At 43.9% G+C, this 12,381-nt stretch carries 12 protein-coding genes; 5 read left to right on the top strand and 7 right to left on the bottom strand.

From position 1 onward, the window contains the following. Positions 1-27 precede the first annotated feature (27 nt). The gene (gene nagC, locus QMY49_RS10610) at positions 28-1,242 is read right to left on the bottom strand and encodes a DNA-binding transcriptional regulator NagC (RefSeq protein WP_005446392.1); all 1,215 of its coding nucleotides are present in this window, start codon (positions 1,240-1,242) and stop codon (positions 28-30) included. Positions 1,243-1,244: 2 nt separating this feature from the next. Next, positions 1,245-2,381, bottom strand: coding sequence for an N-acetylglucosamine-6-phosphate deacetylase (gene nagA / locus QMY49_RS10605; RefSeq protein WP_005446394.1), 1,137 nt, complete (start codon positions 2,379-2,381; stop codon positions 1,245-1,247). Positions 2,382-2,870: 489 nt separating this feature from the next. On the opposite strand from nagA, the gene nagE reads away from it, so the two are divergent. Together nagE and glnS are read left to right on the top strand one after the other, a co-directional pair. Continuing rightward, complete coding sequence (nagE, locus tag QMY49_RS10600) at positions 2,871-4,445, top strand: N-acetylglucosamine-specific PTS transporter subunit IIBC (protein ID WP_005446396.1); 1,575 nt, start codon at positions 2,871-2,873, stop codon at positions 4,443-4,445. Positions 4,446-4,679: 234 nt separating this feature from the next. After that, positions 4,680-6,350: a glutamine--tRNA ligase gene (glnS, locus tag QMY49_RS10595; RefSeq protein WP_005446398.1), complete on the top strand. Its 1,671-nt coding sequence runs from the start codon at positions 4,680-4,682 to the stop codon at positions 6,348-6,350. Positions 6,351-6,403: 53 nt separating this feature from the next. Here the strand turns inward: glnS and QMY49_RS10590 are convergent, their stop codons facing one another. Continuing rightward, positions 6,404-6,991, bottom strand: coding sequence for a pilus assembly FimT family protein (locus tag QMY49_RS10590; protein ID WP_283311415.1), 588 nt, complete (start codon positions 6,989-6,991; stop codon positions 6,404-6,406). 72 nt (positions 6,992-7,063) lie between these two features. After that, positions 7,064-7,513 carry a ferric iron uptake transcriptional regulator FcrX gene (gene fcrX / locus QMY49_RS10585; protein ID WP_005446402.1) on the bottom strand — a complete coding sequence of 150 codons (450 nt, stop codon included), beginning with the start codon at positions 7,511-7,513 and terminating at the stop codon, positions 7,064-7,066. Between the two features lie 199 nt (positions 7,514-7,712). On the opposite strand from fcrX, the gene QMY49_RS10580 reads away from it, so the two are divergent. Beyond that, positions 7,713-8,216: a DUF4442 domain-containing protein gene (locus QMY49_RS10580; protein ID WP_047513020.1), complete on the top strand. Its 504-nt coding sequence runs from the start codon at positions 7,713-7,715 to the stop codon at positions 8,214-8,216. A 55-nt stretch (positions 8,217-8,271) separates the two neighbouring features. Here QMY49_RS10580 and fldA read toward each other — a convergent pair whose 3' ends face one another. The 3 genes from fldA to QMY49_RS10565 form a co-directional block, all read right to left on the bottom strand. Then, positions 8,272-8,805, bottom strand: coding sequence for a flavodoxin FldA (fldA, locus tag QMY49_RS10575; RefSeq protein WP_005446405.1), 534 nt, complete (start codon positions 8,803-8,805; stop codon positions 8,272-8,274). Positions 8,806-8,853: 48 nt separating this feature from the next. Continuing rightward, the gene (locus tag QMY49_RS10570; RefSeq protein WP_005446406.1) at positions 8,854-9,075 is read right to left on the bottom strand and encodes a DUF2788 domain-containing protein; all 222 of its coding nucleotides are present in this window, start codon (positions 9,073-9,075) and stop codon (positions 8,854-8,856) included. Between the two features lie 112 nt (positions 9,076-9,187). Beyond that, positions 9,188-9,955, bottom strand: a complete 768-nt coding sequence (locus QMY49_RS10565; RefSeq protein WP_009698588.1) for an alpha/beta fold hydrolase — start codon at positions 9,953-9,955, stop codon at positions 9,188-9,190. Positions 9,956-10,047: 92 nt separating this feature from the next. Here QMY49_RS10565 and seqA point away from each other — a divergent pair, with 92 nt between their 5' ends. Further along, on the top strand, positions 10,048-10,590 hold the full coding sequence (gene seqA, locus QMY49_RS10560; protein WP_005446408.1) for a replication initiation negative regulator SeqA: 543 nt from the start codon (positions 10,048-10,050) through the stop codon (positions 10,588-10,590). Between the two features lie 92 nt (positions 10,591-10,682). Then, complete coding sequence (gene pgm, locus QMY49_RS10555; RefSeq protein WP_283311410.1) at positions 10,683-12,329, top strand: phosphoglucomutase (alpha-D-glucose-1,6-bisphosphate-dependent); 1,647 nt, start codon at positions 10,683-10,685, stop codon at positions 12,327-12,329. Positions 12,330-12,381 lie beyond the last annotated feature (52 nt).

Here is a 12,381-nt window from a genome sequence, read left to right as displayed (position 1 = left end):
GATTGTAACTCAATTGGTTGTATAAACTTAGTCTTCTAGTAACTTTTGTAACAAAACTCCGTTCAACATGGCGCGCTTTATCATTGCGAATGCGCCCATTGTTGGTTGCTTATCAATATGAGAAGCAACAATCGGAAGTTCGTTATGGAAAGTCTTCAAAGATTGGTTTTCAACATTGCGCTGGATTGCTGGGAAAACAATTTCTTCAGCCGCCGTAATGTCACCGGCAATGACGATTTTTTGTGGGTTAAACAAGTTAATCGTAATTGCGATAGCTTTACCAAGTTGGTTGCCTACGCGCACTAAGCTTTGCTTAGCAAGTTCATCGCCGTTCATCGCATGAGTACAAACGTCATCGATTGTGATGTGCTCTAGTTGAGTAAGGCTTGATTCATAGCCCTGTGCAATAAGCTTTTTAACGCGTTGTACGATTGCTGGGTTTGCTGCAACCGTTTCTAGACAGCCAAAGTTGCCACATTGGCATTGCTCGCCAAGTGGGTCGATTTGGATGTGACCAATTTCACCGACGTTACGGTTGAAGCCAAGGAATACTTGACCATTGACAATGATGCCGGCACCAGTACCACGGTGAACACTGACAAGAATTGAGTCTTGGCAATCTTGGCTTGCACCAAAGTAATGTTCAGCCAATGCCATACCACGAACATCGTTACCGACAAAACAAGCGGTATTGAACTTTTCACGGATGATTTCACCCAGTGCAAGGTTATCGATGTCTGTGTTCGGCATGTATTCCACTACGCCTGTGGTTGGGTTCACCAAACCAGGCAGTGTAATACCGATAGCAATCAGTTGGTCAATTTTATCTTGGCAGCGACTCACGAAGTCCTTTAGCAAGTCAATCAAACCTGCGATAAGGTCTGCTTGATTGGTATAGTGAAGTTCGTGCTGGTCTTCTGCAAGTGCCGTTCCGCCTAGGTCGTACAAACAGAATTGCACATAGTCACGACCTAATCGTACAGCGATAGAGTGAAAAGGTTTTACTTCAGTGGTCAACGAGATGGCTCGACGACCACCGGTAGAAGCTTGTTGCGCGACTTCTTTGATCAAGCCGCGCTCTAATAGTTGGCGGGTTATTTTGGTAACACTCGCTGGGGCGAGCTGACTAACATCCGCGACTTGAATACGTGAGATTGGACCTTGTTGGTCAATCAGCCTGTATACCGCAGCACTGTTAAGCTGTTTTACTAAATCTACATTACCAATCTGTCCGCCATTCATGCTTAATTTTGCTCGTATTGTCCGTTAACAACCGTCGCTTTTACATTGAAGTCACGATCGAAAATGGTCAGGTTAGCTACCATTCCTTTTCGAACTCGGCCAAGACGCTCCTCAACACCGATTGCGGTTGCTGGGTAAAGCGTAGCCATTCGTAGAGCTTCTTCTAAAGCGATGCCTGCGTGCTCAACTGAATTCTGAACTGCTTCAATCATAGTCAGAGCTGAGCCGCCTAGTGTGCCATTTTCATCAACACACTTACCATCTCGGTAATATACTTTCTTACCGACAAAAATAAAGTGATCAATGTTAGCACCTGCTGGAGCTGTGGCATCCGTCACCAAAACAAGCTTTTCGCCTTTGATTTTATGAGCGATTCGAATGTTTGCGTAATCAACGTGGAAACCATCAGCGATGATACCAGCGTAGACTTCAGGGGTGTCATAAATCGCACCAACTACACCTGGTTCACGGCCAACCATCGGTGTCATTGCGTTGAATAGGTGAGTTGCGAATGTGATGCCTGCATCGAAACCTTGGCGAGCTTCTGCATAAGTTGCATTCGTGTGACCGATAGAAACAACAATGCCAGCTGCTTTCAAGCGTGCAATGTGCTCAGGATCATTTTGTTCTGGTGCAAGCGTTACTTTCGCGATGATGTCTGCGTTAGCACAGATTAGATCGATCATACCGTCATCAGAAGGGCGGATGAAGTCAACGCTATGAATACCTTTTTTCGCTACGTTAAGGTACGGACCTTCAAGATGCAGACCTAGCGATTGGTTTTGGTATTTGTTGTGGTACTCGCGAGCAGCAGTGATAGCAGCACGCATATCTTCGTCTGAAGATGTGATTAGGGTAGGTAGGAAGCTTGTACAACCCGACTTTAGGTTAGCTTCATGCATGATCTGCATTGTTTCTGGTGTGATTTCGTCGTTAAGCATCACACCACCACAGCCATTTAGCTGTAGGTCGATAAAACCAGGGCTTAGATTAGCACCGTCCAGGTCTTTTACTTCAATACCTTCTGGTAGTTGAGTCACTGGTACAACTGATTGAATCTGGTCATTGTCGATGATGACAGCATGATCGGTAAGAACATCACTACCGGTATAGATTTTACAGTTACTTAGCGCGTACATAGTCAGCTAGTCCTTATAGATGAGAATTCATTTTCTGTCCCGTTATCTAACTGGTGACTCTATGAGCCAGGCTGGTACTTAGTTTGTATCACTGAATTAGATAACGAGTCACATACAGCAAGTCGCGTTTTATCGATGTCATTATCAGAGTAACTAACTGAAAAATAATAAATGAATTAGTTTTTATGATTGTTTTCCAGAGCGAAGTTACTGCGAATCATCTGTAGAGATACCAAAATAACACTGATTCTGTCTTGCATAAAGTACGAGAATCTTATCTCTAAAACGCCATTTTTTCGTATAATAAAATAAGTTTTATGATCTCGCTAGCAAAAACCTTCTGAATGACCAATTTCTGGTGATTATGATCACAAACAATGAGGTTTTAATTTGCGGAGCAAAATTAATATCATAAACTGATAGCGACTAAATTGAACGACTGAAATAAGTCATTCAACAAAACATAAAATCCTATAGGGGGAACTTAAGGTGAATATTCTTGGATACGCGCAGAAGTTAGGTAAAGCTCTTATGCTTCCTATCGCAACGCTTCCAGTTGCAGCGCTTTTACTACGTTTGGGTCAGCCTGACCTTTTAGATATTGCGTTTATGGCATCTGCTGGTAATGCAATCTTTAGTCAACTTCCACTACTATTCGGTCTAGGTATCGCGATTGGTCTTTCTAAAGACGGTCAAGGTGCTGCAGGTCTAGCTGGTGCAGTTGCTTACTTCGTTCTTACTGCGACAGCAGCAACGATCGATGCAAGCGTTAACATGTCATTCTTCGGCGGTATCATTGCAGGTATCATCGCTGGTCACTCTTACAACGCTTTCCACGCTACTCGTCTACCTGAGTGGTTGGCATTCTTCTCTGGCAAACGTCTAGTACCAATCATGGCGGGTCTATTCTCGCTAGTTGCTGGTGCAATTGCTGGTGTTGTATGGCCAACAATCCAAGGCGGTCTTGACGCGTTAGCGCACGCAGTTTCTACTTCTGGTGCTATCGGTCAATTCGTATACGGTACGCTTAACCGTGCACTAATCCCTGTAGGTCTACACCACGTACTAAACTCGTACTTCTGGTTCGGTATGGGTACGTGTCAAGAAGTTCTAGTATCTGGCGCAACAGCGGCGGGTCAAGCGCTTCCTGCTCTACAACAGCTTTGTGTTGACCCAGCTCTAGCTAAGACTCTTGTTGCTGGTCAAACTCACACATTCGAATTCGCTAACTCTGTAACTCCAGAAATCACAGCAACAGTTAAAGAAGTAACTGAAACTCTGAAATCTGGTGACCTACACCGCTTCTTCGGCGGCGATAAGAGCGCTGGTGTATTCATGAACGGTTTCTTCCCTGTAATGATGTTCGGTCTACCTGGTGCAGCACTTGCTATGTACCTAGCAGCTCCGGTTGAGAAGCGTAGCCAAGTTGGTGGTGCACTATTCTCAGTAGCATTCTGTTCATTCCTAACAGGTATCACTGAACCTCTAGAGTTCATGTTCGTGTTCCTAGCTCCTGCTCTATACGCTATCCACGCTGTATTTACAGGTCTATCTCTAGTACTTGCAAACATGCTTGGCACGCTACACGGCTTTGGTTTCTCTGCAGGTCTAATCGACTTCGTACTGAACTACGGTCTAGCAACTAAGCCTCTAGTACTACTTGCTCTAGGTTTGGCTTTCGGTGCTCTATACTTCTTCACATTCAGCTTCGCAATCCGCGCTTTCAACCTGAAATCGCCAGGTCGTGAAGATGACGAAGATGAAACATCTGCAGCTCCTGCTGGTGATGCAGCAAAAGGTGACCTAGCTCGTCAATACCTAAAAGCGCTAGGTGGTCACGACAACCTAACTTCAATCGACGCGTGTATCACTCGTCTACGTCTAACACTTAAGGATCGCTCTGTTGCAGACGAAGCAGTACTTAAGAAATTAGGCGCGAAAGGTGTTGTTAAGCTAGGCGAAAACAACCTTCAAGTTATCCTTGGTCCTCTTGCAGAAATCGTTGCTGGTGAAATGAAAGCAATCGGTGCAGGTGAAGACCTATCAGATGTAAAACTTCCTTAATTACATCTTAATGACTCTCTATAAAGACCTCCTTCGGGAGGTCTTTTTTTGTTTATACGGATTTAATATGCTGCGCTTTCAAGCGAAGAACAGAAATATTCCCGTTTTAACGACGGTTCTTGTTGTCTAATCGCTAAGAATTGTGGATCATTAGGAACAATGCACTCTGTAAACCGAGTAAGGCTACGGAGTACTGTTTTCTCTGACAATACTAATATTTTTGAGGTGCTATAGATGAGTGAAGCTGATGCTCGTCCATCAAACTTTATTCGCCAGATCATTGATAAAGATCTAGCGGATGGTAAACACACTAGCGTGCATACTCGATTCCCGCCGGAGCCAAATGGCTACCTGCATATCGGTCATGCTAAGTCTATCTGTTTGAACTTCGGTATTGCTCAGGACTACCAGGGTCAATGTAACTTACGTTTCGACGATACAAACCCTGAAAAAGAAGACATCGAATACGTTGAGTCTATCAAGAAAGATGTAAACTGGTTGGGCTTCGAGTGGGATGGTGAAGTATGTTACTCATCAAACTACTTCGACAAGCTTTACGAATATGCAATTGAATTGATTAATAAAGGCTTAGCGTACGTTGATGAGCTAAGTCCTGAGCAGATTCGTGAATACCGCGGTACGCTAACGGCTCCGGGTAAACCAAGCCCATACCGTGATCGTCCAATCGAAGAAAACCTAGCGCTATTTGAAAAAATGCGTGCAGGTGAGTTCGAAGAAGGTAAAGCGTGTTTACGTGCGAAGATCGATATGGGTTCTTCATTCATGGTAATGCGTGATCCAGTTATCTACCGTGTACGTTTCGCGACTCACCACCAGACTGGTGATAAGTGGTGCATTTACCCAATGTACGACTTCACGCACTGTATCTCTGATGCGCTAGAGGGCATTACGCACTCTATCTGTACTCTAGAATTCATGGACAACCGTCGTCTGTACGACTGGGTTCTAGACAACATCACGATTGATTGTCGTCCACACCAGTACGAATTCAGCCGCCTAAATCTTGAATACACAGTGATGTCTAAGCGTAAGCTAAACCAACTAGTGACTGAGAAATTGGTTGATGGTTGGGACGACCCACGTATGCCTACAGTGTCTGGTCTGCGTCGTCGTGGCTTCACATCAGCATCTATTCGTGAATTCTGTAAGCGCATTGGCGTAACGAAGCAAGAGAACATGATTGAGTTCGGTTCACTAGAATCTTGTATTCGTGATGATCTAAACGAAAACGCACCACGTGCGATGGCTGTTCTAGATCCAGTTAAGATCGTTATCGAGAACTTCGAAGCAGGCGCGGTAGAGACGCTGACTGTTGCTAACCATCCAAACAAACCTGAGATGGGTGAGCGTGAAGTGCCATTCACTCGTGAAGTTTGGATCGAGCGTGAAGACTTCCGCGAAGAAGCGAACAAGAAGTACAAGCGCCTGGTTCTAGGTAAAGAAGTACGTCTACGTGGCGCATACGTGATCAAAGCTGAGCGCATCGAAAAAGACGCAGAAGGTAACATCACGACAATCTTCTGTACTTACGATGCTGAAACGCTAGGTAAGAACCCTGCAGATGGCCGTAAAGTGAAAGGCGTAATTCACTGGGTATCAGCAGACAAAGCATTGCCTGCAGAAATCCGCATGTACGATCGTTTGTTCACAGTACCAAACCCAGCGGCTGCGGATGACTTTGCTGCGACAATCAACCCAGAATCACTAGTGGTTCTAAACGGTTTTGTTGAGCCAAGCCTAGTAAACGCAGAAGCGGAAACAGGTTACCAGTTTGAGCGTATGGGTTACTTCTGTGCAGATTCAAAAGACTCTTCAGCAGAGAACCTAGTATTCAACCGTACGGTTGGTCTACGTGATACTTGGGCGAAAATCGAGAACCAATAATCTCAATCCTTCGCTAATAAAAATGCCAGCATCATTGCTGGCATTTTTGTTTGTTATTCCAATCTAGTTGGTTTTGATGTCGTGACGCTGCCTGTTTTTGAGTCATACCATATGACGAAGCTAGAGTTATCAGGATTGCGATCGTAACCTTTTTTAGTAAAGTTATAATAACAAACAGATTGGTGGGATTCTTTGTCTTGGACTCGTCGGGTAATAAAATCAAACCTATCGTTCGCGTTACGATTATTTGATAGAGAGTATTCGTTGCCGAGTAAAGCTTGCCACACGGCAATACAACCAGCATTCCCTTGTCCTATGTTATACGGGTTGCCAATCACGCCATTTCTGTTGCCCTTGTTAGTGCCAAGCGGAAAGCCAAACTCATTTACATCCAGTTCGCCACCACCATATCCATCGATATCTGTTTGAGCTTCCTGTGTTCCACCATTGACTAACCATTGGCTTTGGGTAAATCGCACGCCTGTTTCGAATTGGTCAGCGATGGATTCCATTTTTGCTTGATACGCATCGTCTTGGAGGTTTAAAAAACGGGGAGCTGCAACAACAGCTAGGATGCCGAGAATGACGATCGCAATGATAAGTTCTAGTAGGGTAAAGCCTTGAGGATTCCTTCTCTTCATTGCTCTTCTCCATAAAAAAACGTCAGCCTTAGCTGACGTTTTACTATGTTTATCAATAAAAAGAAATACTTCTTATTTTACTGGTTTGTGTGCGTCTGGATTATCTTTGCAAGAACCGTCGCTGCATTTGCCGTATAGGTATAAGCTGTGGTTAGTCAACGTCACGTTGTACTTAGCGGCGATTTCTTTTTGACGTTGCTCAATAACATCGTCAGAAAATTCAATAACTTCACCACAATCCAGACAAACAAGGTGGTCGTGGTGGTGTTGCGTTGATAATTCAAAAACTGATTTGCCGCCCTCAAAGTGGTGACGAGTTACAATACCAGCATCATCGAATTGGTTGAGTACACGATAAACGGTTGCAAGACCAATCTCTTCACCGAGATCAATCAGCTTTTTGTACAAATCTTCAGCACTGATGTGCTGGCAGTCTGGCTGCTGAAGTACTTCTAGAATTTTTAGCCTCGGAAGGGTTACTTTTAAGCCCGCATCCTTCAGCGCCTGATTATTGTCTGACATATACTTTCCCGTTGGATCATCTGCAGCGATTTAACAGAATTCAATATTCCTACCATTATAGGCGAAGCGTTCGAAACATTAAACCACGAACTTCAAAGGGTTAATAGATTCTTTTTGTAAATTAGAAACAGGTCGATTATATTACAGATCAGACCAGTTACAAATTGATAACATCAGAATCGCAAAGACATGGAAAGTTATGAATAAGCGACTTGCTAAGATATATAAACCGGGAATTGTGAAATTTGCGCTCAATATTTGGCCGCCATTTTGGGGGGCGGGTATTAAAATCTTACATATTTCTGAAGACTTTCGAACGGTTAAAGTACGTTTGAAGTTGAGATGGTGGAATAAAAACGCCAATCGCACTCAATATGGAGGGAGCATTTTTTCCCTGACGGATCCTATCTACTCGCTGATGCTCATGGGTATTCTACGTGAAGAATATTATGTATGGGACAAAGAGGCGAGCATCAACTTTATCAAGCCAGGACAAAGTGATTTGTTTGCTGAATTTGAGGTGACGGAAGGAATGCTGGACGACATCTATCAGATGACGCGCAATGGAGAAAAATGTTTCCCTGAGTTTATTACCCACGTCAAAGATAAGGAAGGCAATGTGGTCTCTGAAGTTCAGCGCAAATTGTATGTACGCAAGAAACCACAATTTCGCGAAGAAGAAATTGCCACTGAGGCATCTTGATTACCACATACAAAAAGACCTCCAGAGTGGAGGTCTTTTTAATGAATGCTTTTAATTAGCCTTCAAGCTCAGCTAGGCACATCTCTTCGTAGATTTGCTTAACCCAGTTTTCAACACGTTCATCAGTAAGTTCTGGTTGACGGTCTTCATCGATACATAGACCTACAAACTGGCTATCATCACCTTCTACAAGTGCTTTAGATGCTTCGAACTCGTAACCTTCAGTTGAAGTGTGACCCAGAATAGTGCCACCTTTCGCTTCAACGATATCACGTACTGTACCCATTGCATCACAGAAGTACTCTGCGTAATCTTCTTGGTCACCACAACCGAAGATAGCAACTAGCTTTGTCGAGAAGTCGATTTGCTCAAGTTCAGGGAAGAAGTCATCCCAGTCACATTGTGCTTCGCCATAGTACCAAGTCGGGATACCTAGAAGCAGAAGATCAAAGTTATCAATGTCTTCTTTGCTGCTTTTTGCGATGTCTTGAACGTGAACTAGTTGTTTACCTAGTTGCTTTTGAATCATCTTTGCAACGGCTTCAGTATTACCTGTGTCGCTACCGAAGAAGATACCTACACTTGCCATAGAGTCTATACCTTTACATTGTTTGTTACTGGCTATGGGATAGAGAGCTTAACCGAGCCCTGTGCCTTCCCAACTGAGCTGAATCAGACCTTTCGCAATGAAGCCAGCGCAGCCAAGGAAAAGAACCAACCACACAATACGACGACCGAAAACAGGTACGTTACCTTGTTTTAGTACATCTTTTATTGCCATCCCGATGAAAAAGAAGATAGCAGCAAAAAGAAGATCGAGCCCGATCGACTCGAGCATGTCCATATAGTCGTATAGCATTGTCGTCCTTCATGCCAAAAATTCTTGGGCGCACTATACCACTGTTAAACCGTAAAGTTAATGCACAACAAGAAGGGTTATTTCAATAATCTGGCGTTGTTTTCCGAATTTGTTAACTGGAAATATATTTCCTGATCACCCGCATAACTTCTGCTGGTTTTTCTGCATGTAACCAGTGTCCTGTGTTAGCAATAATGTGCGCTTTTGCATTGTTAAACTGACGCTTAACTGCAGGCTGGTGCTCTGGCATCAAGTAGTCGGAATCGCCGCCTTTAACAAACAGAGTTGGAATGTCGGTGGGTGCGATGTCGTTCCAACCGATGATGTTGTCGTAGTTGTTCAGTAAGCCCGTGACGTTAAAACGCCAATCCATTTTGTTCCCGTTTTTATATAGGGACTTTGACAAGAATTGTCTGACTCCATCCATCTCGATGTGTTGAGCGAGAATATCCATAGTTTGTTGTCGATTGGCTGGTTGTTCCTCGATTACTGCTCGCAAGCCATTAAATACATTGTCATGACGGTTGGTTTGATAAGCCACAGGAGCCATGTCTAATACAATCAGCTGTTTGACGAATTCAGGTGCGACATCTGCGAGTTTCATCGCTACTTTGCCACCCATTGAGTGACCAATAACTAACGCTGGCTCGATGTTTAAATGGTGAAGTAAATCAGCAACATCTTGTGCCATCACTTCGTAATTGTGTGTATCTGAATGGAAAGAAAGACCATGATTTCGGAGATCAATGCTGATCACTGAGTGATCTTGAACGAGATCGCGAGCCAGTAAACCTAGATTACTGAAACTGCCAAATAATCCATGAATCAAAACAACCGTTTGGCCTTGCCCTTCCTGCTTATAGTTGAGTAATGCTGACATTTTATCTTATTCGTGATGGGTTTAACGTGGAGTATCCGCGAGGATCTCGTTATAATCCCCCAGAGTTTAAACATTGAGAATGTGAAAAGCGAATGAAAACAATTGAGGTTGATGAGGATCTATACCGTTACATTGCAGGTCAAACCAAGCATATCGGTGAAAGTGCCTCGGATATTTTACGACGCCTTTTGAACCTTGATGGTCAGTTGCAGGAAGCAGTCGTTGCACCTGTAGTAGAAAAGCCACAAGGGATTGTAGTAAGTAAAGATGCAGGTAAAGCAGAATCAGTAGATACCGTAAAAGAGATGCGTTCTCTACTTATCTCTGATGAGTTTGCTGGTCTTAAGAAAGCGATTGATCGCTTCATGTTGGTACTATCAACCTTACACAAACTAAATCCAGAGAGTTTCTCCCAAGCGACAAAAGTGAAGGGACGCAAACGTGTTTACTTTGCTGATAACGAAGAGACTCTACTAGCAAATGGTAACACTACCAAACCTAAAGCAATTCCTGGTACGCCATTTTGGGTAATCACTAACAACAACACCAGTCGTAAACGACAAATGGTGGAGCAGGTGATGACGCACATGGAATTCCAGCCTGACTTAATAGAGAAAGTAACAGGTTCAATCTAAGAAACCTGATAGAAGCCTCATAATGTGTAGCGTGTAGCGGATATTATGAGGCTTTTTTGATTTTATTTGTATTTAAAGAAAGGATGTCAAACATGGCTATGCACCCTCGTGCTGGGCAAAAAGCGCAGCAGGAAGATCTTCACAATATCCCAGCACTCGTTGCTAATTACTTCTTACTTCAGCCAGATGCAACTAATGCAGAACATAAAGTTCAATTTGGTACTTCTGGTCATCGCGGTACTGCAGACAAACACACTTTTAACGAAAACCACATCTTAGCGATTGCTCAAGCGGTAGCGGAAGTTCGTGCAGAACAAGGCACAACGGGTCCATTGTTTGTGGGTAAAGACACTCACGCGCTTTCTGAGCCTGCTTTTTCAAGTGTGGTTGAAGTATTGATTGCAAACGGTGTACAAGTGATTGTGCAGCAAGACAACGGCTACACACCAACGCCGGGTATTTCTCATGCGATCCTGACTTACAACATCAAGCACGATGATAAGGCAGATGGCATCGTGATCACACCATCTCACAACCCACCACAAGACGGCGGTATCAAATACAATCCGACTCACGGTGGTCCTGCAGAAGCTGAACTGACTCAAGCGATCGAAGATCGTGCAAATGCGCTAATTGCCGAAGGTCTACAAGGTGTTAAACGCTTACCTCTAGCAGAAGCAAAAGCATCGGATCTGTTTGTAGAGATGGACTTGGTGAAACCGTACATCGATGACCTAGTTAATGTTATCGATATGGAAGCAATCCAAAAAGCAAACTTGAAAATTGGTGTTGATCCATTGGGTGGTAGCGGTATTGATTACTGGCGTCAAATTGGTCAGGTGTACAACCTAGACCTAACGCTAGTAAGTGAAGCGATTGATCCTTCTTTCCAATTCATGTCTCTCGATAAAGATGGCGTTGTACGTATGGATTGTTCTTCTCCTTACGCAATGGCTGGTCTATTGGCATTGAAAGATGAATATGATTTAGCTTTTGGTAATGACCCTGACTACGACCGTCACGGTATCGTTACGGCAAAAGGTTTGATGAACCCGAACCACTTCTTAGCGGTTTGTATTGACTACCTATACCGTCATCGCGATGCGTGGGGCAAAGATGTTGCTGTTGGTAAAACGCTAGTATCAAGTGCTCTTATTGACCGTGTTGTGGCTGATTTAGGTCGTGAACTGTGCGAAGTACCAGTCGGTTTCAAATGGTTTGTTGATGGTCTATACACTGGTAAGTTCGGCTTCGGCGGTGAAGAAAGTGCTGGTGCGTCTTTCCTTCGTAAAGATGGTACGCCTTGGTCAACAGACAAAGATGGCATCTTGTTATGTCTTCTAGCGGCAGAGATCACTGCGGTAACGGGTAAGAACCCGCAAGATTACTATGAGGAGCTAGCTGCGAAGCATGGTGAGTCTAAGTACAACCGTATTCAAGCTGTAGCGAATGGTCCGCAAAAAGACGTACTGAAGAAGCTTTCACCTGAAATGGTAGCGGCTGAAACACTAGCAGGCGATGCAATCACTGCTCGTCTAACGCACGCTCCTGGTAACGGCGCTGCAATTGGTGGTCTTAAAGTCACGACCGCTAATGGTTGGTTCGCAGCTCGTCCATCAGGCACTGAAGACATCTACAAAATTTACTGTGAAAGCTTCAAAGGTGAAGAGCACCTAAAACAAATCGAAGCTGAAGCACAAGAAATCGTTAATCAAGTATTTGCAGCCGCTGGTTTGTAACTTAAGCGATTATTGTTTGAAAGGGTCGACTTTGTGTCGACCCTTTTTTGTT

Origin of the sequence: Vibrio harveyi, from assembly GCF_030060435.1 — a bacterium.
Classification (GTDB): Bacteria; Pseudomonadota; Gammaproteobacteria; order Enterobacterales; family Vibrionaceae; genus Vibrio; species Vibrio harveyi.
The sequence above is the reverse complement of the archived record's forward strand: the minus strand, read 5'-3'. Positions and strand labels throughout refer to the sequence as shown.

Bases quoted from the DNA above. Each gene is read 5' to 3' on its own strand.
- nagC (WP_005446392.1), bottom strand. From the start codon at position 1,242: ATGAATGGCGGACAGATTGGTAATGTAGATTTAGTAAAACAGCTTAAC.
- nagA (WP_005446394.1), bottom strand. From the start codon at position 2,381: ATGTACGCGCTAAGTAACTGTAAAATCTATACCGGTAGTGATGTTCTT.
- glnS (WP_005446398.1), top strand. From the start codon at position 4,680: ATGAGTGAAGCTGATGCTCGTCCATCAAACTTTATTCGCCAGATCATT.
- QMY49_RS10590 (WP_283311415.1), bottom strand. From the start codon at position 6,991: ATGAAGAGAAGGAATCCTCAAGGCTTTACCCTACTAGAACTTATCATT.
- fcrX (WP_005446402.1), bottom strand. From the start codon at position 7,513: ATGTCAGACAATAATCAGGCGCTGAAGGATGCGGGCTTAAAAGTAACC.
- QMY49_RS10580 (WP_047513020.1), top strand. From the start codon at position 7,713: ATGAATAAGCGACTTGCTAAGATATATAAACCGGGAATTGTGAAATTT.
- fldA (WP_005446405.1), bottom strand. From the start codon at position 8,805: ATGGCAAGTGTAGGTATCTTCTTCGGTAGCGACACAGGTAATACTGAA.
- QMY49_RS10570 (WP_005446406.1), bottom strand. From the start codon at position 9,075: ATGCTATACGACTATATGGACATGCTCGAGTCGATCGGGCTCGATCTT.
- QMY49_RS10565 (WP_009698588.1), bottom strand. From the start codon at position 9,955: ATGTCAGCATTACTCAACTATAAGCAGGAAGGGCAAGGCCAAACGGTT.
- seqA (WP_005446408.1), top strand. From the start codon at position 10,048: ATGAAAACAATTGAGGTTGATGAGGATCTATACCGTTACATTGCAGGT.
- pgm (WP_283311410.1), top strand. From the start codon at position 10,683: ATGGCTATGCACCCTCGTGCTGGGCAAAAAGCGCAGCAGGAAGATCTT.